A 21,611-nucleotide genomic window follows, 5' to 3' on the forward strand; every position below is an offset into this window, starting at 1 on the left:
CCGGAGTCCTCCCCGCAGTCCTCGACGGCAACTCCCACGTCCTCGACCTCGGCCGCAAGCAGCGCTTCGCCTCCGAGGCACAACGCATCGCCAAGACCATCGAAACCCGCGGCTGCGAGATCGACGGCTGCGACTGGCCACCCGGCATGACCCACACCCACCACCGCACCCGCTGGGCCGACGGCGGCAACACCAACCTCCGCGACCTCATCTCCCTCTGCCCCCACCACCACGCACGAGCCCACGACCCCCGCTACCACCTCGACCAGCTCCCCACCGGCAAGTACACATTCCACCGACGCACCTAGGCCGGTCCGACCAGCTCCGGGCGCCATAAACCCTCGTCAGCGCCCCTGCGCGCGCCGTACCCTGACGCGTCGGCGACGCGCCTGCCTGACGCGCGCCGGCCCGGAGACCCGAGGAGGTGCCAGCGGTGGCCAACACCCACGTCGCCCTGCTGAACGCCTCGTTCGAACCGCTCGGCAAGGTGACCTTCCAGCACGCCGTCCGCATGCTGTTCCGCGAGGTCGCCCTCGTCGAGGAGCAGCACGGAGACCGGATGATCGGCCCGCACCCGTGGCCGCGGGTGATCCGGCTCGTGCGGTACGTCGCCGCGCACTGGCTCTACCGCCCTGCCGGCTGGTCGCGCAACGGCGTCCTGCTGCGCGACCGGCACACCTGCGCCTACTGCGGGCACCACGCCACCACGGTCGACCACGTCCTGCCGCTCAGTCGCGGTGGCGGCTCGACCTGGCTCAACACCGTGGCGGCCTGTGCGTCGTGCAACCACCGCAAGGCCAACCGGACGCCGGCCGAGGCCCGCCTGCGGCTGCGGATCACGCCGTTCGTGCCGACGCGGGCCAAGCTCGCCGCGGTCTGAGAAGGCCAGGGCCGACACCACCCGCACTTCAGCCTCAGGGGTGGTGGTGGCCCCGACCGGGGCGGGTACCGGCGTCGCATGCCAGCACACAGCGATGAAGAGCTCGAAGCCATCCAGGTGGTCGTCGACCGCGTCAGCTCCTACCAGGACGGCGCACCCGAAGGCACCGTCGAGCACGAGCTGACCGACGGGCTGTCCGAGGCCGGGGTCGAGGTCAGCAAGGAGGACGTCGCCCGCCTCGCGGGCGCGATCGAGGAGCGGCACGGCGCGGTCGACGCACGCTCCGTCCTGGGGTGAGCAGCGTGAGCACCCGCTTCGGCTACACCCTGATGACCGAGCAGTCGGGGCCGCGCGAGCTGGTGCGCTACGCGGTCGCGGCCGAAAGGGTCGGGTTCGACTTCGAGGTCTCGAGCGACCATTACTCGCCGTGGCTCACCGAGCAGGGCCACGCGCCGTACGCCTGGAGCGTCCTGGGAGCCGTTGCCCAGGCGACCGAGCGCGTCGAGCTGATGACCTACGTGACCTGCCCGACGATGCGCTACCACCCGGCCGTGGTGGCCCAGAAGGCCGCGACGATGGGGCTGCTCTCCGAGGGCCGGTTCACCCTCGGCCTCGGCAGCGGTGAGAACCTCAACGAGCACACCGTCGGACACGGCTGGCCCGCGCTCGAGACGCGCCAGGAGATGCTCGAGGAGGCGGTCGAGGTGATCCGCGCGCTGTTCGACGGCGACCTCGTCACCTACCGGGGCGAGCACTTCGCCGTCGACTCCTCCCGCCTCTGGGACCTGCCCGACGAGCGCGTGCGCATCGCGCTCGCGGTGTCGGGTGACCGCAGCGTCGAGCGGCTCGCACCGCTGGCGAACGACCTGATCGCGGTCGAGCCGAAGTCCGACCTGATCGAGAGCTGGAACGCCGTGGAGGGCGCGCACACGATCGGCGACGGCGCCCGCGCGATCGGCCAGATCCCGATCTGCTGGGACCCCGACGAGAAGACGGCCGTGGAGCGGGCGCACGAGCAGTTCCGCTGGTTCGGCGGCGGCTGGAACGTGAACGCCGACCTGCCCACCACCGCGGGCTTCTCCGCGGCGAGCCAGTTCGTCACGCCCGACGACGTGGCGGAGTCGATCCCGTGCGGCCCGGACCTCGACAAGATCGTGTCCACGGTCAGCGCCTACGGGGAGGCCGGCTTCACCGACATCTGCATGGTCCAGGTCGGCGACGAGGGACAGGACCGGTTCCTCGAGGAGGCGGCCGGGCCGCTCCTCGAGAAGCTACGGGCGGCGGCGCCGTGACCACGGCGCTCGTGCTCGCCTGCACGCTCAAGCCGTCACCCGCGGAGTCCAGCTCCGTGCTCATCGGCCAGCAGGTCCTCGACGCCCTCGGCGAGCACGACGTCACCGGCGAGGTGGTGCGTGTGGTCGACCACGACGTGCGGTTCGGGGTCAGCACCGACGAGGGCGACGGCGACGCCTGGCCCGCCCTGCGCGAGAAGGTGCTGGCGGCCGACATCCTCGTCCTCGCCACGCCGATATGGATGGGGCAGCCGTCCTCGGTCTGCAAGCTGGTGCTCGAGCGGCTCGACGCCGAGCTGGACGAGACCGACGACGAGGGCCGGATGACCACCTCCGGGAAGGTGGCCGCCGTCGCGGTCGTCGGCAACGAGGACGGCGCCCACCACGTGTGCGCGGAGGTCTTCCAGGCGCTCAACGACGTCGGGTTCACGCTCCCCGCGGGCGCGGCGACGTACTGGGTCGGCGAGGCGATGCAGTCCGTCGACTACGCCGACCACGACGAGACCCCGGAGAAGACCGCCGAGACGACCAAGACCCTCGCAGCCAACGCGGCGCACCTCGCCCGGCTGCTCGGAGGTGCGGCCTACCCGGCCTGACCACCCGTCGGCAGCCAGTCGTCGAGGTGCTCGAGCAGCTCGGGGAGGTCGGTGTAGACCCCCGCCGCTCCGGCCTCCTCCAGCTCCGCGCGACCGTAGCCGCCGGTGAGCACGCCGTACGCCGGGATGCCGGCCCGCTGCGCCGCCTCCACGTCGTAGACGGAGTCGCCCACGACGCACGCCGACGAGGCCTCGACCCGCGACAGCGCCTTCTCGACCAGCTCGGGGTCCGGCTTGGACTTTTCGGCGTCCTCGGACGTCGTGGCGGTGTCGGCGAGGTCGTCGGCGTCCAGCAGGTCGAACGCGTGCTGCGCGTGCTCGGGGATGCTCGAGCTCGCCAGCGCGACGGACAGCCCGCGCTCGCGCAACGCGGCGAGCAGCTCGACGGCCCCCGGCAGCAGCCGGGTCTCGTCGATGAGCTGGTCGTACTCCTTCTTCCACCGGTCGCGCACGTCGTCGCCGTGCTCCTCCTCGACCCGGTCGCCCGCGGCGGCCGCGACGAGCCGGTCGCCGCCCATCCCGATCGCGCGGTGGATGCGCCAGACCGGCACGCTCTCGCCGACGTGCCGGAACGCCCGCGACCACGCCAGCGCGTGGTGGTAGTTCGAGTCGAGCAGGGTGCCGTCCACGTCGAGGACGACGGTGGCGGTCGCGTCGGAGGCCATGCCCTGCGGTAACCGCTCCGCGCCGGCTGACGCCCGGCGCCGGGCACCAGGTGTGGACCGGACCGCTGCGGGATACCTGCGGCCATGACCACCGCCGAGGCCCAGTTCGTCGACTTCGGCGGCCTGCGTGTGGAGTACGACGCCCGGGTGCTCACTCCGCGCCCATGGACGGCGGCGCAGTCGCGCTGGGCCGCGGAGCTGATCAGGACCGCCCCGCCGGGGCCGGTGCTCGAGCTCTGCGCGGGCGCGGGCCACATCGGGCTGCTCGCCGTAACACTCGCACCTCGGCCGCTGGTGTGCGTCGACCTCGACCCGGTGGCGTGCGGCTTTCTGCGCAAGAACGCCGCGCTGGCCGGCATCGAGGTCGACGTCCGCCAGGGCCCGATGGACGAGGTGGTCGCCGCGGGCGAGGAGTTCCCGGTCATCGTGGCCGACCCGCCGTGGGTGCGCACCGAGGAGGTCGGCACGTTCCCGGAGGACCCCGTCACCGCGATCGACGGCGGGCGCGACGGCCTCGACCTGGCGCGCACCTGCCTGGCCGTCATCGACCGACACCTGGCCATCGACGGCTCGGCGCTCCTTCAGGTCGGGCCCCTCGACCAGGCCCAGCGCATCCGTGACCTCGTCGAGCACTACGACGAGCTCGACGTGGTCGAGGTCCGCGACTACGAGCGCGGCGCGCTGGTCCGCATCGACCGGGTCGTCCCCGAGGCGGCGTAGACCGCGCCGAGCGACTCCGACTACGGCCGCAGCTTGGGCGGCAGCACCTTGTGGGTGCCGTCGCACCACGGCTTCGAGGCCGACTTCCCGCACCGGCAGACCGCCGAGACGGGACGCTTCGTAGCGTGACGGACACCCTCGTCGTCGACGACGACGTGGTCGCCGCGCAGCAGCATCGGCCCGCCGGGGCACAGCTCGACGTCGGGACGGGGCGCCACCTCGGTCATGCCGCTGCTCCCCACGCGCCGAGGATCCGGCGCGCGGCCCTGACCTCGAGGTCGAGACAGGCCCAGGCGCCGAACCACACGTCCGGCTCGAGCGCGGGCTCCTCGCGGACCAGCGCGACGCACACGTCGCGCAGGGCGACCTGCTCGTGCACCGCGTCGGCCTCGACGTGCTCGGTGTAGTAGCCGATCAGCTCTTCGGGGAAGCCCAGCCGCTCGAGCCCCTGGGCCATCCGGCGCGAGGGCATCGAGCTGGTCGCCTCGAACGCCGCGAGGTGGCCGACCGCGGCACCGCGCAGCCGGCCCTGGAGACCGAACATCGACAGCGCGTTGTTCTGGTCGAGCACCTCGAACGGCGCCTCGTCGACGTAGACGCCACGCTCCGGCCGCAGACCGCTGGCCGCCATCCCCTGCGCGAACAGGTGGGAGTGCAGCCGCGACGGGTCGCCCGCGCCGTACTCGTCGTACTGCAGCTCGACCAGGGCGGCCTTGGCCGAGACCGGCAGCCGCGGGATCACCCACATCGTGGGGTCGGCCTCCTTGAGGTGGTAGACCGAGCGCATCCGCATCAGGTCCAGCACCTGCTCGCGGGTGGCGCTCGTCTGCACGTGCCGCGCGATCGAGGGACCGTCGTGCCCGGCGACCCAGTCGAAGAACCCGGACGCGAGGTCGACGTCGGGCACCCCCGGCCACCGGCTGCGCAGGTCGGCCTCGAGACGTCGCTCCAGCATGCCGCGGACGCGCACGAGCTCCGGCTCGCTCTCGGCGGCCTCGTCGACGCCGTCGAAGCCGCCGTAGCTCAGCTCGTGCAGCACCCAGAGGGTCAGCGCCGCGTCGTCGTCGGACTCGGGGGCCTCCTCGATCCGGGGAACGGGCGCGGTCGGCAGGTCCCGCAGCGCACCGAGGACCGCGACGCTGAGCGGCCCGCGCGGCTTCGGCAGATCTGTCACGGCCCACCGGTAACCGTTTCGGTGCGCCTCAGCCCACCCGTTCAGGTGGCGTCCGCCACCTGACGCGGCGTACGCCGCCGCAGCCACGCCGTCGTGCCCGGCGCCAGGCCGCGCGACTTCGGCGTTTGGTGCACTGGGCTCACCACCATCGCCGCTCCGTCGGGGAGCGCCCACTTGAGTGCGTGGTAGACGACCGAGAGCGTCTCGGCGCTGTCGAGGAGGAGCAGGCCCGGAGCGATCTCTCGGGCCTCGCGCCACGGTCCCTCGAGGTCCGCAGGCGGCTCGGAGGTCCAGGCGAGGAAGACGGTCACGTCCGCACGGTGACCAGCCGGGCGTCGCGGCACGCGCCGGCCGAGGCGTGGTGGCCGCGGGCGTCGGGTACCCGCCGCACATGAGGCGCCGCATCCCGACCCGCTGGCTGGTCGTCGCGTTCGTGCTGCTCGGCGTGCTGCTGGCGCTGGTTCTCCTCATCCGCGACCTGCGCGACGATGACACCGTGACACCGGAGGACAGCACGCTGCCGGCCCGGCACGCGCTCGCGCCAGCACCGACGACCCCCGGCACGTGACGAGCGCGCCGGACGTCCCCCAGCCCGCGCTGGCCACCCTGAGCCACGAGCGGTTCTGGGAGGACGGCTGGGTCTACGAGCGCAAGCTCGACGGCCAGCGCTGCCTCGCGGTCCGCACCGCCCGTGGCACGAAGCTCTACTCCCGCTCGGGCCGCGACGTGACGGTCGCCTTCCCGGAGATCGCCGAGGCGCTCGAGGAGCAGGCGTCCAGCGACTTCGTGATCGACGGCGAGGTCGTCGCTTTCGAGGGCACGCGCACGTCGTTCGCCCGCCTCCAGCCGCGCATCCACCTGAGCAGCGCGGAGAAGGCGCGGCGCAGCGGGGTGCCGGTCTGGTTCTACGTCTTCGACGTGCTCCGCGCCGACGGCGAGGACGTCCGCCGCCGCTCGCTCCTCGAGCGCAAGCGGCTGCTCCGCGAGCTGCTGACCTTCGACGGGCCGGTCCGCTACACCCAGCACCGGCGCCGCGGCGGCGAGGACTACTTCGCCGAGGCGTGCCGCAAGGGCTGGGAGGGGCTGATCGCGAAGCGCGCGGACGCGGCGTACGCCACCGGCCGGACCGACCGGTGGCTGAAGTTCAAGTGCGAGGCGGGGCAGGAGCTGGTCGTCGTGGGGTGGACCGACCCCGAGGGGTCGCGGGTGGCCCTGGGTGCGCTGCTCCTCGGCTACCACGACGGCGACGACCTCGTCTACGCCGGCAAGGTCGGCACCGGCTTCTCCCAGGCGGTGCTCCGCGACCTGCACGCCCAGCTCACCGACCTCGAGGTGGACGAGTCGCCCTGCACGAAGGGCGCCCTTCCGCGCAAGGCCGTGCACTGGGCGCGACCCAGCCTGGTGGCGCAGGTGGCCTTCACCGAGTGGACCGCCGCGAACCAGCTGCGCCACCCCCGCTTCCTCGGGCTGCGCACCGACAAGAGCGCGAGCGACGTGGTGAGGGAGCAGTGACCGCGCCGTCGAGCGAGGTGGCGGGCGTCGAGATCTCGAAGCCCGACAAGCTGCTCTTCCCCGACGACGGCATCACCAAGCTCGACCTCGCGACCTACTACGACGCGATCGCCGCGGTGATGCTGCCGCACCTGCGCGGGCGGCCGGTGAACATGCAGCGGTTCCCGGACGGCATCGGCGGCATGGCGTTCTACGAGAAGAAGGTGCCCTCGCACTTCCCCGACTGGTTCGCCACGGTCGAGGTGCACACCGAGGACGGCGACCAGCGCCAGGTCGTGGTCGACGACCGCCGCAGCCTGGTCTACCTCGCCCAGCAGGCCTGCCTCACCCCGCACACCTGGCTGTGCACGACCAAGAGCCTCGAGGAGCCGGACCAGCTCGTCTTCGACCTCGATCCGTCCGACGACGACCTGGCCAAGGTCCGCCGGGCGACCCGGATGGTGGGCGAGCTGCTCGACGACCTCGGCCTCACGACGTACCTCAAGACGACGGGCTCGCGCGGCTACCACGTGCTGGTGCCGCTGCGGCCCGCGCGGGACTTCGACCAGGTGCGGGCCTTCGCGCGCCGGTGCGCGGAGGTGCTCGTCGACAGGGCGCCCGAGCTCCTGACCCTCGAGCAGCGCAAGGCCAAGCGCGGCGACCGGGTCTACGTCGACATCGGGCGCAACGCCTACGGGCAGACCGCCGTGCCGGCCTACGCCGTGCGCGCCCGGCCCGGTGCTCCCGTGTCGACGCCGATCACGTGGGAGGAGCTGTCGCGGGTGCGGCCGGCGCAGTTCACGATCACGTCGGTACGCCGGCGGCTCGCGCGGCGTGCCTGCCCGTGGTCGGACGTGCGCCGGCGCGCCCAGGGGCTGGGCAAGGCGGTCGAGCGGCTCGGCTGAGCCGCGGAGGTCAGCTCTTCTTCGCCGCGGCCTTGCCGCCCTTTCGCCCCGCCTTCTTCTTCTGGGCGGTGGTGCCGCCCTGGCTGCTGTCACCGCCCTTGCCGCTCTGCTCGCCACCGTGCTTCGAGGCGTCCTTGCTGTTGGCGATCTTCGCGGCGCGCTGCTTGGACATGCCCTTGTCCTTCAGCGCCTCGTACTGCTTCTCGCTCTTCACGTTGGCTGACTTGCTCGGCATGTCGACCTCCTCGGTTTGGCCGGACCGGTACCCACTCAGGCGAACAGCGCCTCGCCGTACTCGACCACCACCGCGAGGACCAGAACGAGCAGCCAGGCGACGACCAGCACGAGATCGAGGTTCGACCGGACGAACCCTGCCAGCGCCGCCTGCACCCGCCGGGGCAGGAAGAGGTTGTCGTCGCGCACGTTGACGTAGGTCATCTCGAAGAACACCAGCGTGGTCGCGAGAGTGACGAGCAGGCACCAGGGGCACAGCGCGCCGATCTCGAACATGGCCTGCTCGAAGAGCCAGTACGCAAAGCCCAGCGCGATCGTGTAGACGACCTGCGCGGCGAGCATGAACCAGCGCGGGAAGCGCACCCCCGCCAGCCCGGCGACCGCCAGCACGATGACCGCCGGCTCGAAGACGAGCCCGAGGAACGCGTTGGGGAAGCCCAACACCGAGGCCTGCCACGAGGTGCCGACCGTGCCGCAGCTGATGACCGCGTTGAGGTTGCACCCGAGGTCGGCGTCGGGGTCCTTCGCGAGCGTGACGGCCTCGACGGACAGCACGAACGACGCCACCAGGCTCGCCAGCGAGGCGACCAGCATCGTGACCCAGGCGGTCACCTCGTGGTGGCGCAGCCGGTGCAGCCGGGAGCCCTCGACGTCGGGCGGGGCGGGAGCGAGGAGGGTCGTCACGAGGCGGCCGCGGCCTCGATCGCCTCGGTGAGCGGACCCACCTGGTAGACGTTGCCGCCGAACACCGCACCGTCGATCTTGACGGTCGGGGTGCCCTGCACGCCGGAGTCGAACGCCTCTCGCGTCACCGACGCGACCCACGGCCGGTAGGTGCCGTCGGAGAGGCGGTCCACCGCCTCGGCCGGCACCCCGGCGCCGGTCGCGATCGCGGCGATCTGGTCGTCGGTGAGGCCCTCGCTGCCCTCGGCCGGCTGCTGCGCGTAGAGCGCGGTGTGGAAGGCCCACGCCCGGTCGGGCGCCGCGTCGGCGACGACCGCGAACGCCGCCGCGCTGCGCGTGGAGTACTCCGTGCCGCGCGACTGCTCGTCGAGGAACGCGATCGGCCGCAGCTCGATGCGCGCGGTCCCGTTCGCGACGAGGCGGTCGAGCTCCTCGCCGTTGGCCGCCTCGAAGGCACCGCAGGCCGGGCACATGTAGTCGTAGTAGATCTCGAGGGTGACCGGAGCCGCGCCGTCCCCGACCGGGACCGCGCCGGTCGCCGTGAGGTTCGCGGGCGCGACGACCGCACCGGTCACCTCGGGCAGGGTGCGCTCCTTGCCGGCGGCCTGCACGACGACCACCACGATCGCGACGACCAGGCCCACGATGACGAGCGCGCCGACGGCGGTCGCGATCCTCCGCTTCCTCGCCCGGCGGGCCTCCTCGGCCTGCCGGACCTGCCGCTGCGCCTGCGTCCTGGCTCGCGTGTGCGTGCTCATCCGTCCTCGCTCCCACTCCGTGTCCTCGTGACGTTAGGTGCGCAACCAGCACACCTCAGCCGAACGCGACCACTGCGAGGCGAAGGTCCTCGAAGCTCGGGACGATGGGCCCGGCGCCGTACGCCGGGCCGGCGCTCAGGCGACCGGGAAGTCGAAGTACGTGTCGGGGTGCGGTTCGTCACGCAGGGTGTAGTGCCACCACTCGCACTCGTAGGCGGCGAAGCCGCACGCCTCCATGACCGACCTGAGGTGCCGGCGGTTCGCGGTCGCGACAGGAGTCACGCCGCGCGCTCCGTGGTGCGACACGGGATCCATCAGGTCGTGGTCGCCGCCCATCGCCGCGAGGTCGCCGGTCACCAGCCTGAAGAGCGTCAGGTCGACGGTGCTCCCCCGGCTGTGGCCGGAGCGGGTGGCGACGTAGCCCTGCTCGATCATCGCCGGCCGGTCGATGTTCGGGTAGTGGCGCCACTTCGTGCGTCCGTCGTCCGGCTCGCGCGACCACTGCAGGAACCGGTCCACCGCACGCTGCGGGCGGTAGCCGTCCCACAGCAGCAGGCCGAAGCCGAGCGACGCCGCGTGCTCCTGCGCCCGGCACAGGGCCGCGCACAGCGCGAGGGTGCCGACGACGCGGTTCGCGAGGTAGCCGTCCACCGGCCGGCCGGTGAAGTTGTCCCACGTGGCGTACTTCGCGTCCCACCGGATGCCGGGCACGTGCTCGTCGACGTACCCGAACCCGTCGGGCAGCACGTCGGGCAGCACCTCGGTCAGCGTGCTGGTCCGGGCGTTCGTCACCGCGTTCGTCACCGCGTCCGTCATCGCGCGCCTCCCCGCAGGGCCTGGGCCACGAGCCGGTCGAGCACCTCGGACAGCGGCAGCCCCGCGGCGGCCATCATCCGGGGGTAGCGGCTGTAGGACGTGAGGCCCGGCAGCGTGTTGACCTCGTTGAGCACCACCGTCCCGTCCTCCTTCAGGAACAGGTCCACCCGCGCCAGGCCCCGGCACCCGAGGGCGCGGTAGAGCGTCTTCGCCGTCTCCTGCACCAGCAGCCGGGACGCCGCAGGGATGTCGGCCGGGACCACGAAGGTGGCGTTCTCCGACCCGTGCTCGGGGTCGTCCTCCTGGTGGATCCGGAAGAAGCCGTGGGAGAGGTCGACCCGGTCGACCTCACCGGCGACCAGCCCGAACCGCTCGCTGAGGATCGCGCACCCCACCTCGCTGCCGACCACGGCCTCCTCCACCAAGACCTTCGCGTCGTACTCCCGGGCCGCCCGGACGGCGTCCGCGAGCTCGGCTGCCCGCGTCACCTTGCTGACCCCGAACGACGAGCCCGACCGAGCCGGCTTGACGAAGGCGGGGTAGGTGAACCGCTCGGGAGCGGGGTTGTCGTGCGCGCCGATGGTCCAGTACGTCGGTGTGGCCACTCCCGCGCTGCGTGCGACGACGTAGGCCAGCGACTTGTCCATGCAGACCGCGGAGGCCTGCACGTCGCAGCCGACGTACGGGATGCCGGACAGCTCGAGCAGCCCCTGGACCGCGCCGTCCTCACCCCACCGGCCGTGCAGGAGCGGCAGCACCACGTCGAGGCCGACCGTCTCGCAGCGACCCTCGTCGCGGACGAGCAGCCCGCCGACGCTGCGGTCGGGCGACAGCACGGCCGGGCGTCCGTCGCGCTCCCAGCCCGGGCGCGGGCCCTCGCAGAGTCGCCACCGCCCGGCGCGGGTGATGCCGATCCACACCGGGTCGTACTTCTCCGGGTCCAGGCTCCGCGCGACCTCGACCGCGGACTTCACCGACACCGGGTGCTCCTCGGAACAGCCTCCGAACACCACGCCGATCCTCACGTTGGGCACGCGACCGCCCTCCTCTCGAAGCTCACGCAGGCGCGGAGCGAGTTCTGGACCATGTCGCGGACCGCGCGGTCGGTGCGGTACGCCGTGTGCGGGGTGACCAGCACGTTCGGCAGCGCGTCGAGCCGGCGCAGCCGCTCCCCCGCCTTGTCCCCCGCCTTGTCCCCCGCCCCGTCCTCTGCCTCGTCCTCCACCACGTCGAGGGCCGCCCCACCGAGGCGGCCGGCGACCAGGGCGGCCAGGAGCGCGGCGGTGTCGACGAGCGCGCCGCGCCCGGTGTTGACCAGCACCGCCCCGGGCCGGAGCAGCGCGATCCGGCGGCGGTCGAGCAGGTGGTGGGTCGCGTCCATGAGCGGGACGTGCAGCGTCACCACGTCGCTGCGCCGCAGCAGGTCGTCGAGCGGGACGTGCGCGTGACCGTCGGCGGGCCGGAGGTCGTGGGTGAGCACGCGGCAGCCGAAGCCGCGCAGCCGTTCGATGACGGCGAGGCCGATGCGCCCGGTGCCGACGACCCCGACGGTGAGGTCGCCGAGCTCCCTGCCGGGCGGCTCGTGCGTCGGGTCGCGGCCCGCACCGCAGACGGCCGCCTTCGCGTGCCGCAGGACCATCAGCGTCAGCATCAGCGTGTAGTCGGCGACGCTCCCGGGCGAGTACGCGATGCCCTCGACGCGGACGCCCGCCCGCTCGGCGGCGTGCAGGTCGACGTGGTCGAGCCCGATGCTCCGCGTCGAGACGAAGCGCACGCCGACCCGGCCCAGCCCCTCGATCATCGCCCCGGTCACCGGCGTCTTGTGGTTGACGCTCACGCAGCGCGTGCCGCGCGCCAGCCCGGCGTTCGCCTCGCTGAGCGGCGAGCTGGTCGTCGTGGCCACGACACCGAGGCGCGGCGCGAGCTGCTCGACCAGCGCCACCTCCTCGGGGGCGCACCCGAAGACCGTGACGGCGGTCGTCACTGCTGCATCCTCGGGTCGTCGGTCGGGTCGGCGTAGGTCGGCGGGCAGCCGTCGTCGACGGCTGCCGGGCGGCGCTCGAAGTGCCACGGCTCGTTGTCATAGACCCGGCACACCCCGTACGCCGCGCCGTGCTCCGCGAGCCACGCGGCGCCGGACGCGCCGAGGTCGACCGCGTCGCCGGACACGTGTGCCGACGTGGTCGGGGTCGCCACCCAGCGCGCCGCCTCCTGCGCCGAGCCGTACGTGCCGACCGCCTCGCGGAGCAGCCGGGCCTGGTAGGCCGGCGAGCGCCACCCGCTGTTCACCTCCAGCACCACACCGTCGCCCGCGGCTTCCGCCGCCGCATCGCGGAGGCTCTCGAGCAGGTGCTCGTCGAGGTTCGCCACCGCCGGGACGTCGTCGAGGACCGTGACCCCGTCGGGCACGACGCCGTCGGCCGCCCCGACCGGTGCGTGGCCGCGCGGGAGGTGGCCCGTGCTGGCGATCGGGACGGACGGCTCCGGGGTCGACGACGAGGCCGAGGGACGAGCGAGCACGCCGATGGCCACCGCGACAGCGACCGCCAGCGCCCCGAGCAGGAAGATGCGTCTCATGGGTCCCAGTGCAGGCGAGGCGCCGTTGCGACGGCGTATGCGCTTTTCGATATGTCCGCGATAGGCGCGGGTTCGTAGCATCGGGTGCGTGCGCGTGCTGGTGGTCGAGGACGAGCCCTTCATGGCCGAGGCCATCCGCGACGGCCTGCGACTCGAGGCGATCGCGGCCGACATCGCCGGCGACGGCGACACCGCGCTCGAGCTGCTCGACGTCAACGCCTACGACATCGCGGTGCTCGACCGCGACATCCCCGGCCCGTCCGGTGACGAGGTCGCCGCGCGGATCGTCGCGTCCGGCAGCGGCCTGCCGATCCTCATGCTCACCGCGGCCGACCGGCTCGACGACAAGGCGACCGGGTTCGAGCTCGGCGCCGACGACTACCTCACCAAGCCATTCGAGCTCCGCGAGCTCGTGCTCCGGCTCCGGGCCCTCGACCGACGGCGCTCACACAGCAGGCCACCGGTCCGCGAGCTCGCCGGGCTGCGGCTCGACCCGTTCCGGCGCGAGGTCTACCGAGACGGGCGCTACGTCGCGCTGACCCGCAAGCAGTTCGCCGTGCTCGAGGTCCTGGTCGCCGCCGAGGGCGGGGTCGTGAGTGCCGAGGAGCTGCTCGAGCGGGCCTGGGACGAGAACGCCGACCCGTTCACCAACGCGGTGCGCATCACGGTCTCGGCGCTGCGCAAGCGGCTCGGGGAGCCGTGGCTGATCGTCACGGTGCCCGGCGTCGGCTACCGGATCGACGGCGCACCGGCCGCCACCCGCGAGGTCGGCTCCGGTGACTAGGCGTCCGGGCCTCAGCGTCCGTCTCAAGCTCACCCTCAGCTACGCCGGCTTCCTCATGGTGGCCGGCACGTTGCTGCTGGCGGTCGTGTGGGCGTTCCTGCTGCGCTACGTGCCGGCCGGCGTCCAGGGACCCGGGACGTTCGGGCCCAACCGCGGCGACCTCGTCGACGCGTTCACACCGAAGGCGGCCTGGGCGCTGGTCGCGCTGCTGGTCTTCGGCCTGGTGGGCGGGTGGCTGCTCGCGGGCGCGATGCTCGCTCCGCTGACGCGCATCGCGCACGCCACCCGGCTGGCGGCGAACGGCTCGCTCTCGCACCGCATCGAGCTCGAGGGCCGCAACGACGAGTTCCGCGAGCTCGCCGACGCCTTCGACACGATGCTCGCGCGGCTCGAGGCCGACGCCGCCGAGCAGCAGCGCTTCGCAGCCAACGCCTCCCACGAGCTGCGCACGCCGCTGGCCGTCACCCAGACCCTGCTCGACGTCGCCCGCAAGGACCCGGGCCGCGACCCGGGCGAGCTGGTCGCGCGGCTGCGCGCGGTCAACACCCGGGCGATCGACCTCACCGAGGCGCTGCTCCTGCTGAGCCGGGCCGACCGCGGCGCCTTCAACCGCGACCACGTCGACCTCTCCCTGGTCGCCGAGGAGGCCACCGAGACCCTGCTCCCGCTCGCCGAGGAGCGCGGCCTCACCATCGAGACCTCCGGCGACGTCGCGCCGACCGTGGGCTCGCACGCGCTCCTGCTGCAGCTGGCGACCAACCTCGTGCACAACGCGATCGTGCACAACCTGCCCGAGCACGGCGCCGTGTGGGTCACGACCGGCGTCGGACCCCGGACAGTGTCGCTCACCGTCGAGAACACCGGCGAGCCGCTCACGCCCCAGCTGGTCGCCACGATCGTCGAGCCGTTCCAGCGGGGCATCGGCCGCGTCCACGACGACCACGCCGGCGTCGGCCTCGGCCTGGCGATCGTCAACAGCATCGCCCAGGCGCACGGCGGCACACTCGCCCTCGACCCCCGCCCCGACGGCGGCCTGCGGGTCACCGTGGAGCTGCCGGCAGGCTCGACATGAGACGAACCGCAGGGGCCCAGGAGGTATGGGAGTATGATCCATTTCTGTGTCGCTGGAGCAGGCCACTTCCCCGGCTGGCGTGCTCGCCAAGGCGGGCGTGGATCTCCACCTCGAGCTCCACGGCACCCGATTGCGTGCCGGGCTGACGGGTGCCTTGCGAGAGGCGGTGCGCTCGGGCCGGCTTGCGCCCGGCACGCGGCTGCCGGCCACCCGAGCCCTGGCCGAGGACCTCGGCATTGCCCGCAGCACCGTCACCGAGTGCTACGAGGAGCTCGTTGCCGAGGGATGGCTGAACGCTCGCCGTGGGTCCGGCACACGAGTGGCCGACCGGGTCCAGCCACGGCGCCCCAAGCCGGCTGACGACCCGGCCCCGCGACCCCAGCACGATCTCGAGCCAGGCGCGGCCGGCTACGCCGACTTCCCTCGCGCTCCGTGGCTTGCCTCCGCCAAGCGCGCTGTCGGCGCGGCGCCGCACACTGCGTTCGGGTACGGCGACCCGCTGGGCCGTATCGAGCTGCGCACCGCGCTCTCCGAGTACCTGAACCGCGTACGCGGCGTCTACGCCGACCCCGCGCACCTCGTGATCACCTCAGGCGTCCACCACGGCCTTGGTATTGCGGCCCGAGCCTTGAGAACAGAGGGGATCGACACCATCGCGGTCGAGGCGTTCGGCCTCGACATCTACCGAGCCGTCCTCCACGATGAGAACGTCGACATTCCTCCTCTCATGGTGGACACCCGCGGCGCACGAGTCTCAGACCTGGGCGACATGGTGGAGGCTGGCGCCGCCCTGCTCACCCCGGCCCACCAGTTCCCCACGGGCTACGCGCTCGCCCCCGAGCGCCGAGCCCACGTGCTGGAGTGGGCACGCCGGACTGGCGGAGTCGTCCTCGAGGACGACTACGACGGCGAGTTCAGGTACGACAGGCGCCCGATAGGCGCACTCCAAGGCCTCGACCCTGACCACGTCGTCTACTTCGGAACTGCAAGCAAGTCGATCGCTCCCGCCTTGCGACTGGCATGGATGGTGGTGCCTGAGCGGCTCCTCCCAGCGGTCGCCCACGCGAAGGGACGGGTAGACACCGTCAGCATCCTCGACCAGCTCACCCTGAGCGACTTCATCCGAACAGGCGCGTTCGACCGTCACGTGCGGGCACGCCGTCTGGTCTACCGCCGCCGACGCGACGAGCTCGCCGCAGCCGTCGCAGGACGGACCACCGGCGTACGGCTCGTCGGGATGGCGGCCGGCCTCCAGGCAGTCGTCAGCCTCCCCGCCGGCACCGAAGCCAGGGTTCTGGGAGCGGCCTCGCGCCACGGTCTCGCCGTCGCCGGGCTGTCCGAGTTCCTGCACCCGGCCGCGGACCCGGAGTGGCCGTCGCACGACGCGATCGTGGTGAACTTCGCGTCCATCTCGGACAGCGCGTGGCCACGAGCCGTCGCCGCGCTCCGCGGCATCCTCCCCTGACGAGAGCCGCCACCTCCCTCAGAAGTGGTCCGCTTCTTGCAAGCGATATTGGCCCGGGGTTGAAGACCTCTTTCGCCCTAGCGTTGGCAGCACCCTGACCGCGTGGTCTCGGTTGCCTCGACTGCTGACAAGGAAGTCTCCCGTGCCCATTGCGACCCGATCCCCCGCGGCGGACGTCGTCCGCGGCAGCCGCAAGCTCCCGGCCGGCCTCGCACTGGCGGTCTGCGCGGCCGCGTTCTTCACGGTGTACCTGTCGGCCGGCGCGCTCACGCCGCTGCTGGTCGAGTACCAAGGTGACTACGGGTTCGCCGGCTCGATGCTGAACCTGGCGTTCGCCGTCTATGCGGCCGGGTTCCTCGTGGCCGCTCTCGTCCTCGGATCCCTGTCGGACCACCTCGGGCGCCGACCCGTCCTCATCGCCTCGCTCTCCGTCCAGCTCGGATCGAGCCTGATGTTCCTCCTCGGCCACGACCTCGCCTGGGTCATCGCGGGACGCCTCGTCCAAGGCATCGCGGGCGGTGCCGCCACCGGCGCGTTCAGTGCCGCGATGGTCGAGTACGCCCCAGCGGCGAACAAGAGGATCGGCGCCGTGCTCGGCGGCGTCAGCCTCACGGGCGGACTGGCCATCGGATCGCTCGTCGCGGGATGGGCGATCGAGTCGACCGTCCACGCCAACGACGTCGTCTTCATCGTCCTCATCGTGATGACCGCCCTCGGCGGTGCGGGCATCGCATTCTCTGAGGAGACGGTCACCCGCACCACCGGAGCGGTCCGGTCGATGGTCCCTCAGGTCGCCGTCCCGGCGACCATGCGCGGCGAGTTCCTCGCTGCGGCGCCAGTCATCGCAGCGGTGTGGATGCTGGCCGGCCTCTCCGGCGGTCTCGCCCCCAGCATGGTCAGCAGCGTCTTCCACCATCACAGGCCCCTGCTCGGCGGCTTCGCCGGCTTCATCGCCCCCGCGGTCGGCACCCTCGTCGGCGTTCTGTTCGCCAACGTCCCGTCCCGCCGGGCGATGCTCATCGGCATCCACGCGTCCATCATCGGTGCGGTCGGGATCATCGTCGGCACGCTTGCCGAGGTCCTGCCGATCATGCTCCTCGGCCAGGCCGTCTCCGGTGTCGCCTTCGGCGCCTCGTTCACTGCAGCGCTCGGGCTCCTCATCCCGCTGGCCCTGCCACACCAGCGCGCCGGAGTCGTCGCCGCCATCTACGTCGTCGCGTACGTCGCCTTCGGAGTCCCCATCACCATCGAAGGCCAGCTGGTGGGCCCATGGGGCCAGGTCCCGGCCGTCGTCGCGTACACCGCCTTGACAGTCCTGCTCGCCGTGCTGAGCCTCATCGGCCAGCTGCGAATAGGCCGACAGCATCCATGACCCGGAGATCCACCAACCAGAGAACCCAAGGAGCACCCATGTCTCGCATCTGGCTCGCCGGAGCCTCCGGCGTCATCGGCCAACGCCTCATCCCCCTCCTGGTCGAGGCCGGTCACAGTGTCGCCGGCATGACCCGTTCGGAACACAAGGCCGACCGTCTGGCCGAGCTCGGCGCCCAACCCGTCGTCGTCGACGTGTTCGACCGCGACGCGCTCATCGCAGCAGTCGTCGCGTTCAAGCCCGACGTCATCCTCAACGAGCTCACCGACCTGCCCGACGACGTCGACGAGATCGCGGACTTCGGCGACCTCAACGCCCGAGTCCGCACCGAAGGCAACCAGAACCTCCTCGACGCAGCCCGCGCCGCCGGATCCCCCAAGGTGCTCGCCCAGACCGTCGCGTGGGCACTTCCCGAAGGCCCCGACGCTCGCGCGGTCCGGCAGCTCGAGGAGTCCGTCCTCGCCGAGGGAGGTGTCGTGCTGAGCTACGGGCAGTTCTACGGACCCGGCACCTACCACCCCGGTGCCATGCCAGCCACGCCGCGCGTCCACATCGACCGCGCCGCAGCACGGACCGTCGAGCTGCTCGACGCGCCCACCGGCGTCGTCACCATCACCGACTGACCGACTCGCGTCCTCGGTAACGATCCACTCCTTGCCGACCTCTGGCAGTCCCGGGCCGCACAAGTCCGCCGATGAACCTCGTTCCTCCTGGGATCGAGCGGGCGGACACTGGGGCAAGCCCCCGATGCTGACCGCGAGCTCAGCTGCACCCGGGCGCAGGGCCAGGTTCGGAGGTCACGGTGACAGTGATCGAGTTCTTGGTGTGGTTGATCAGCATGGCCCTCGAGACCATGGTCATCGTGACGATCACGGCACTCGTCGCAGGTCATGTCGTCCGGCTGCCGCATCGTCGGACCTCGCGGCTGCAACGACGTCCCGAACGCCTCTCGGTCCCATGCGGCCCATCGGGTTCGGACATCGTCCAGCCCGCAGCCGATGCAAGAGCGCCAACGACGGCACGGGCCGACGACAGTCCCGGGGCAGACGCTGCCTGACCGGGTGAGTCGTGGACGCCCCCAGAGCCGCGGCGGGCGCGTCAGGCATCCGAATCCGGACCAGGGAGGTCCGCGAGAGCGACGTCGACGTCCCGAAGGATCGAAGGTGCCTCCTTGCCCACCCAGCTGCGGAGAACCTCGAGGGCGTCCCAGTCGTTGACGTGCATCCCGGCGACAACGCGGTTCCTCCTGATCCAGAGGGCGGTGAAGACACGCTCGGACATGTCGCCTCGGATCACCACGTCGTCGTATCCGCCTCGGCCGACATTGCCTATGTACTCCATGCCGAGGTCGTACTGGTCAGTGAAGAAGTAGGGCTGACGCGTGTACGGGTCGTCGTCGCCGAGCATGGTGCGGGCTGCGTGGCGCCCTTGGTGGATGGCGGTGTCCCAGTGCTCGACGCGCAGGCGGCCGAGCGTGGGGTGGGCGTGGGTGGCCACGTCGCCGGCGGCGTAGACGTGCGGGTCGCTCGCGCGGAGGCGAGCGTCGACGAGGATCCCGCGATCCACGACCAGACCGGCCTTCGCTCCGAGCTCGAGGTTCGGTTCGGCGCCGATACCGACGACGACGACGTCGGGGGTCAGCGCGTGCCCGTCCGTGAGACGGACGGTGGTCGTTCCAGAGACGTGCTCGACGGATGCGACCGAAGTGTCGAGACGGAGGTCCACACCGTGGTCGCGGTGGAGGTCTGCGAAGACCGGTGCGACCTCGCGACCGAGGACGCGCGCCAGCGGTAGAGCGCCCGCCTCGACGACGGTGACGGCGGCGTTCGCCTGGCGCGCCGCGGCCGCCACCTCGAGGCCGATCCAGCCGGCACCGATGATCAGCACGTGGCCGGCGAGCCTGGCCTTCAGGTCGAGGGCGTCGTCGAGGGTGCGGAGGTAGATCACGTCTGCTCCGGACCGGTCCGCCCGGTCGAGATGCCGCGACGAGGCCCCGGTGGCCAGCAGCAGCCGGTCGTAGGACCACTGGCGGGTCGCTACGGCGACGTGCCCTCTGTCCAGGTCGATCTCACTCACTGGATCGCCGGTGACGAGGTCGACCTGCTGGTCGGCGTACCACTGGACGTCGTGCACGAACACCGAGTCGGGCTCGACGGTCCCCAGCTGAAGACCCTTGGAGAGCGGCGGCCGCTCGTAGGGCAGGTGCGGCTCAGCCCCGATGAGGGTGATGTCACCGCTGTAGCCCTGGACTCGCAGCTCCTCGACGGCGTTGGCGCCGGCGAGCCCGCCGCCGACCACGACGATGTTCACCGTTCCCCCTCGGCGAGCGAGAGGACCTCGGCGGAGCGGCGGAGCCCGTCTGCGAGCTGTCCGAAGAACGCCCGGGAGGGGGTACCTCCGCGCAGGCCCAGGCAGGTGTGCTCGGCCGCGACACCCACGGCGACGCCCCGAGCCCGGCGCTCGTCCCGCGGACCAGCGACGGAGGCCAGGATCACGTGCTCCGCCGCAGTGTCGGTCATGCGGACGTCGAGGGCTTGCCTCGATGCGCGGCCAGGACCGCCAACGCCAGAGCGGCGACCAGCAGGCCGAAGTCACGCAGTGCGACGTCGTAGAAGTCGCCGACGGAGATCAGGTTCACGATGATGCCGGCCAGCCAGCCGGCCACCAGGAGTGCACCGTAGCGAGGCGTGACGGCGACGGCGATGCCGGCGATGATCTCGATGACTCCGACGACCAGCATCGTCTGGTGGGCGTTGCCGGGGACCGTGTCGTTGACCCAGCTGGCGAGGTAGCCCTCCCAGTTGTCGGTGAGCACCTCCGCGAACTTGTCGAGGCCGAAGACGATCGGCGCGATCGTGAACACGGTGCGGAGCAACAAGAACGCGCGGTCCGCGCCCGGCTCGGTCCGGGTGTGGTCGGCAGTCGTCATGGTCATGGCTCACCTCATCCTTCATTGGCGAAACGGAATGTGTTGTTCAGATGCCTTGCGGCCGTGCAACCACCTCGAGGTGGTTGGGCGCGTGGGCCCGTCACGGCGATGCTGGGCCTACCGGCGGACCAGTCACTTCGGACGAACGGCGCGATCTGGCCGGGCACGACTCGCATCGGTTCCGAGACCGCGACCACCCGGCTTCTCGTCCCGGACGCGACCGGCTCGGGTTCCTCCGACAGGAGACTTCGGAGGAACCCGAGTCCCAGCCTCCGCGGCTGCGCAAGCGCGGAGACGGTCTGGGCGACCCGGTCACAGTCGGTATGACAGTCATGTCCGCTCCATCTGTGGCGGCCCGACATAGACCGGTGCGACAGGTTGACTTGTGCCTCCAGCCTTCCGCCGGAAGGACGGACCATCTAGGCGGAACGTCGGCTACTTCGATGGGCGGTCATTGCCGATGACCAGCAACAGCGATGGCCGGTCGATCGTCGGGCTGCCTGTGGCCCTCCTGACAGACGCCTGACCGGCCCGGGACCCCACCGGCATCCGTCCCTCATTGCGGTTCCTGCGTCTCCGTGCGCTCGCGGACGATGGCGTTGCGGCCCCGCATGTCCGGGACATCAGTGCTCTTGCCCTCGGCTGCGACCTCGTTCTGCTTCAGCTCGATCGCGGCGATCTCCGGGTGGTGCAGGTCGAAGGCCGGCGACTCGGAGCGGATCCGCGGGATCGTGACGAAGTTGTGGCGCGGCGGCGGGCAGGACGTCGCCCACTCGAGCGAGCGGCCCCAGCCCCACGGGTCGTCGACCTCGACCAGCGGCCCCTTGCGGGAGATCCACACGTTGTAGAGGAACGGCAGCGTGGACGCGCCGAGCAGGAACGCACCGATCGTCGAGACCTGGTTGAGGGTCGTGAAGCCGTCGTCGGGCAGGTAGTCGGCGTAGCGCCGGGCCATGCCCTCCACACCCAGCCAGTGCTGCACGAGGAACGTCGTGTGGAAGCCGACGAACAGCAGCCAGAAGTGCACCTTGCCGAGCCGCTCGTCGAGCATCCGGCCGGTCATCTTCGGCCACCAGAAGTAGAAGCCGGCGAACATCGCGAACACCACGGTGCCGAAGACGACGTAGTGGAAGTGCGCGACCACGAAGTAGGAGTCGGACACGTGGAAGTCCAGCGGCGGGCTCGCCAGGATGATGC

28 protein-coding genes and 1 pseudogene are annotated in these 21,611 nt (G+C 71.8%); 14 read left to right on the forward strand and 15 right to left on the reverse strand.

Annotated elements, in window-relative coordinates:
* The 5 genes and pseudogenes from G514_RS30655 to G514_RS0110495 form a co-directional block, all read left to right on the forward strand.
* Positions 1-308: pseudogene (locus G514_RS30655) on the forward strand (HNH endonuclease); the annotation flags it as partial.
* Between the two features lie 125 nt (positions 309-433).
* Positions 434-880 carry an HNH endonuclease gene (locus tag G514_RS0110480; protein WP_036564527.1) on the forward strand — a complete coding sequence of 149 codons (447 nt, stop codon included), beginning with the start codon at positions 434-436 and terminating at the stop codon, positions 878-880.
* A 78-nt stretch (positions 881-958) separates the two neighbouring features.
* Complete coding sequence (locus G514_RS0110485; RefSeq protein WP_028651704.1) at positions 959-1,177, forward strand: hypothetical protein; 219 nt, start codon at positions 959-961, stop codon at positions 1,175-1,177.
* A gap of 5 nt (positions 1,178-1,182) precedes the next feature.
* Positions 1,183-2,172 (forward strand): LLM class F420-dependent oxidoreductase, encoded by a 990-nt coding sequence (locus G514_RS0110490; RefSeq protein WP_028651705.1) that lies wholly within the window; start codon positions 1,183-1,185, stop codon positions 2,170-2,172.
* Complete coding sequence (locus G514_RS0110495) at positions 2,169-2,768, forward strand: flavodoxin family protein (protein WP_028651706.1); 600 nt, start codon at positions 2,169-2,171, stop codon at positions 2,766-2,768. Before G514_RS0110490 ends, G514_RS0110495 begins: the two co-directional genes overlap by 4 nt.
* On the opposite strand, the gene G514_RS0110500 is transcribed toward G514_RS0110495, so the two are convergent.
* Positions 2,756-3,433 carry an HAD family hydrolase gene (locus G514_RS0110500; protein ID WP_028651707.1) on the reverse strand — a complete coding sequence of 226 codons (678 nt, stop codon included), beginning with the start codon at positions 3,431-3,433 and terminating at the stop codon, positions 2,756-2,758. The genes G514_RS0110495 and G514_RS0110500 overlap by 13 nt on opposite strands.
* An 84-nt stretch (positions 3,434-3,517) precedes the next feature.
* Here G514_RS0110500 and G514_RS0110505 point away from each other — a divergent pair, with 84 nt between their 5' ends.
* Positions 3,518-4,153 (forward strand): methyltransferase, encoded by a 636-nt coding sequence (locus G514_RS0110505; protein ID WP_028651708.1) that lies wholly within the window; start codon positions 3,518-3,520, stop codon positions 4,151-4,153.
* Between the two features lie 20 nt (positions 4,154-4,173).
* On the opposite strand, the gene G514_RS0110510 is transcribed toward G514_RS0110505, so the two are convergent.
* From G514_RS0110510 to G514_RS31105, 3 genes are read right to left on the reverse strand one after another with little or no spacing between them, the layout of a single operon-like run.
* Entirely contained in the window at positions 4,174-4,380 is a 207-nt protein-coding gene (locus G514_RS0110510) for a CDGSH iron-sulfur domain-containing protein (protein WP_036564539.1), read from the reverse strand.
* Positions 4,377-5,327 carry an iron-containing redox enzyme family protein gene (locus G514_RS0110515; RefSeq protein WP_028651710.1) on the reverse strand — a complete coding sequence of 317 codons (951 nt, stop codon included), beginning with the start codon at positions 5,325-5,327 and terminating at the stop codon, positions 4,377-4,379. The genes G514_RS0110510 and G514_RS0110515 overlap by 4 nt, the downstream gene beginning before the upstream one ends.
* A 41-nt stretch (positions 5,328-5,368) precedes the next feature.
* On the reverse strand, positions 5,369-5,638 hold the full coding sequence (locus tag G514_RS31105; protein ID WP_028651711.1) for a hypothetical protein: 270 nt from the start codon (positions 5,636-5,638) through the stop codon (positions 5,369-5,371).
* An 80-nt stretch (positions 5,639-5,718) separates the two neighbouring features.
* Between G514_RS31105 and G514_RS30265 the strand changes: the two genes are divergently transcribed.
* Genes G514_RS30265 through ligD (G514_RS0110540) form a run of 3 tightly spaced genes read left to right on the forward strand, consistent with a single transcriptional unit; the run spans position 5,719 to position 7,723 of the window.
* The gene (locus tag G514_RS30265) at positions 5,719-5,895 is read left to right on the forward strand and encodes a hypothetical protein (protein ID WP_157544723.1); all 177 of its coding nucleotides are present in this window, start codon (positions 5,719-5,721) and stop codon (positions 5,893-5,895) included.
* On the forward strand, positions 5,892-6,839 hold the full coding sequence (gene ligD / locus G514_RS0110535; protein WP_028651712.1) for a non-homologous end-joining DNA ligase: 948 nt from the start codon (positions 5,892-5,894) through the stop codon (positions 6,837-6,839). The genes G514_RS30265 and ligD (G514_RS0110535) overlap by 4 nt, the downstream gene beginning before the upstream one ends.
* Positions 6,836-7,723, forward strand: coding sequence for a non-homologous end-joining DNA ligase (ligD, locus tag G514_RS0110540; RefSeq protein WP_028651713.1), 888 nt, complete (start codon positions 6,836-6,838; stop codon positions 7,721-7,723). Before ligD (G514_RS0110535) ends, ligD (G514_RS0110540) begins: the two co-directional genes overlap by 4 nt.
* A gap of 10 nt (positions 7,724-7,733) precedes the next feature.
* Here the strand turns inward: ligD (G514_RS0110540) and G514_RS0110545 are convergent, their stop codons facing one another.
* The 7 genes from G514_RS0110545 to G514_RS0110575 all read right to left on the reverse strand — a co-directional run bounded on the left by G514_RS0110545 (position 7,734) and on the right by G514_RS0110575 (position 12,792).
* A complete protein-coding gene (locus tag G514_RS0110545; RefSeq protein ID WP_028651714.1) occupies positions 7,734-7,958 on the reverse strand; it encodes a DUF7218 family protein in 225 nt (74 codons plus the stop codon).
* A gap of 35 nt (positions 7,959-7,993) precedes the next feature.
* Entirely contained in the window at positions 7,994-8,641 is a 648-nt protein-coding gene (locus G514_RS0110550) for a vitamin K epoxide reductase family protein (protein ID WP_051247311.1), read from the reverse strand.
* Positions 8,638-9,399 (reverse strand): DsbA family protein, encoded by a 762-nt coding sequence (locus G514_RS0110555; RefSeq protein WP_028651716.1) that lies wholly within the window; start codon positions 9,397-9,399, stop codon positions 8,638-8,640. The genes G514_RS0110550 and G514_RS0110555 overlap by 4 nt, the downstream gene beginning before the upstream one ends.
* 135 nt (positions 9,400-9,534) lie before the next feature.
* The gene (gene vanX, locus G514_RS0110560; RefSeq protein ID WP_028651717.1) at positions 9,535-10,143 is read right to left on the reverse strand and encodes a D-Ala-D-Ala dipeptidase VanX; all 609 of its coding nucleotides are present in this window, start codon (positions 10,141-10,143) and stop codon (positions 9,535-9,537) included.
* 68 nt (positions 10,144-10,211) lie between these two features.
* Positions 10,212-11,249 (reverse strand): D-alanine--(R)-lactate ligase, encoded by a 1,038-nt coding sequence (gene vanA / locus G514_RS0110565; protein WP_157544725.1) that lies wholly within the window; start codon positions 11,247-11,249, stop codon positions 10,212-10,214.
* Complete coding sequence (locus G514_RS0110570) at positions 11,237-12,247, reverse strand: NAD(P)-dependent oxidoreductase (RefSeq protein WP_425411436.1); 1,011 nt, start codon at positions 12,245-12,247, stop codon at positions 11,237-11,239. The genes vanA and G514_RS0110570 overlap by 13 nt, the downstream gene beginning before the upstream one ends.
* Positions 12,196-12,792: a M15 family metallopeptidase gene (locus G514_RS0110575; protein ID WP_036564531.1), complete on the reverse strand. Its 597-nt coding sequence runs from the start codon at positions 12,790-12,792 to the stop codon at positions 12,196-12,198. The genes G514_RS0110570 and G514_RS0110575 overlap by 52 nt, the downstream gene beginning before the upstream one ends.
* A gap of 88 nt (positions 12,793-12,880) precedes the next feature.
* Between G514_RS0110575 and G514_RS0110580 the strand changes: the two genes are divergently transcribed.
* The 5 genes from G514_RS0110580 (at position 12,881) to G514_RS0110600 (ending at position 18,108) form a co-directional block, all read left to right on the forward strand.
* A complete protein-coding gene (locus tag G514_RS0110580) occupies positions 12,881-13,576 on the forward strand; it encodes a response regulator transcription factor (RefSeq protein ID WP_028651721.1) in 696 nt (231 codons plus the stop codon).
* Positions 13,569-14,648, forward strand: a complete 1,080-nt coding sequence (locus G514_RS0110585; protein ID WP_028651722.1) for a sensor histidine kinase — start codon at positions 13,569-13,571, stop codon at positions 14,646-14,648. The genes G514_RS0110580 and G514_RS0110585 overlap by 8 nt, the downstream gene beginning before the upstream one ends.
* Before the next feature lie 97 nt (positions 14,649-14,745).
* Positions 14,746-16,113, forward strand: coding sequence for a MocR-like pyridoxine biosynthesis transcription factor PdxR (gene pdxR, locus G514_RS0110590; protein ID WP_281167612.1), 1,368 nt, complete (start codon positions 14,746-14,748; stop codon positions 16,111-16,113).
* A gap of 142 nt (positions 16,114-16,255) precedes the next feature.
* Positions 16,256-17,485, forward strand: a complete 1,230-nt coding sequence (locus tag G514_RS0110595) for an MFS transporter (RefSeq protein ID WP_211222112.1) — start codon at positions 16,256-16,258, stop codon at positions 17,483-17,485.
* 38 nt (positions 17,486-17,523) lie between these two features.
* On the forward strand, positions 17,524-18,108 hold the full coding sequence (locus tag G514_RS0110600) for an NAD-dependent epimerase/dehydratase family protein (protein WP_028651725.1): 585 nt from the start codon (positions 17,524-17,526) through the stop codon (positions 18,106-18,108).
* 475 nt (positions 18,109-18,583) lie between these two features.
* On the opposite strand, the gene G514_RS0110610 is transcribed toward G514_RS0110600, so the two are convergent.
* The 4 genes from G514_RS0110610 to G514_RS0110625 all read right to left on the reverse strand — a co-directional run.
* Positions 18,584-19,795, reverse strand: a complete 1,212-nt coding sequence (locus G514_RS0110610) for an NAD(P)/FAD-dependent oxidoreductase (RefSeq protein WP_028651726.1) — start codon at positions 19,793-19,795, stop codon at positions 18,584-18,586.
* Positions 19,792-20,004, reverse strand: a complete 213-nt coding sequence (locus G514_RS0110615) for a hypothetical protein (protein WP_028651727.1) — start codon at positions 20,002-20,004, stop codon at positions 19,792-19,794. Before G514_RS0110615 ends, G514_RS0110610 begins: the two co-directional genes overlap by 4 nt.
* On the reverse strand, positions 20,001-20,420 hold the full coding sequence (locus tag G514_RS0110620; protein WP_036564536.1) for a hypothetical protein: 420 nt from the start codon (positions 20,418-20,420) through the stop codon (positions 20,001-20,003). The genes G514_RS0110615 and G514_RS0110620 overlap by 4 nt, the downstream gene beginning before the upstream one ends.
* 550 nt (positions 20,421-20,970) lie before the next feature.
* On the reverse strand, positions 20,971-21,611 hold a 641-nt coding region (locus G514_RS0110625), incomplete at its 5' end, for a cytochrome c oxidase subunit I (RefSeq protein WP_028651729.1).

It is taken from the genome of Nocardioides halotolerans DSM 19273, assembly GCF_000422805.1.
Taxonomy (GTDB): Bacteria; Actinomycetota; Actinomycetes; order Propionibacteriales; family Nocardioidaceae; genus Nocardioides; species Nocardioides halotolerans.

Coding starts and splice junctions, on each gene's coding strand:
- G514_RS0110485 (WP_028651704.1), top strand. CDS start 959: ATGCCAGCACACAGCGATGAAGAGCTCGAAGCCATCCAGGTGGTCGTC.
- G514_RS0110500 (WP_028651707.1), bottom strand. CDS start 3,433: ATGGCCTCCGACGCGACCGCCACCGTCGTCCTCGACGTGGACGGCACC.
- G514_RS0110505 (WP_028651708.1), top strand. CDS start 3,518: ATGACCACCGCCGAGGCCCAGTTCGTCGACTTCGGCGGCCTGCGTGTG.
- G514_RS0110510 (WP_036564539.1), bottom strand. CDS start 4,380: ATGACCGAGGTGGCGCCCCGTCCCGACGTCGAGCTGTGCCCCGGCGGG.
- G514_RS30265 (WP_157544723.1), top strand. CDS start 5,719: ATGAGGCGCCGCATCCCGACCCGCTGGCTGGTCGTCGCGTTCGTGCTG.
- G514_RS0110545 (WP_028651714.1), bottom strand. CDS start 7,958: ATGCCGAGCAAGTCAGCCAACGTGAAGAGCGAGAAGCAGTACGAGGCG.
- G514_RS0110555 (WP_028651716.1), bottom strand. CDS start 9,399: ATGAGCACGCACACGCGAGCCAGGACGCAGGCGCAGCGGCAGGTCCGG.
- G514_RS0110575 (WP_036564531.1), bottom strand. CDS start 12,792: ATGAGACGCATCTTCCTGCTCGGGGCGCTGGCGGTCGCTGTCGCGGTG.
- G514_RS0110600 (WP_028651725.1), top strand. CDS start 17,524: ATGTCTCGCATCTGGCTCGCCGGAGCCTCCGGCGTCATCGGCCAACGC.
- G514_RS0110615 (WP_028651727.1), bottom strand. CDS start 20,004: ATGACCGACACTGCGGCGGAGCACGTGATCCTGGCCTCCGTCGCTGGT.
- G514_RS0110620 (WP_036564536.1), bottom strand. CDS start 20,420: ATGACCATGACGACTGCCGACCACACCCGGACCGAGCCGGGCGCGGAC.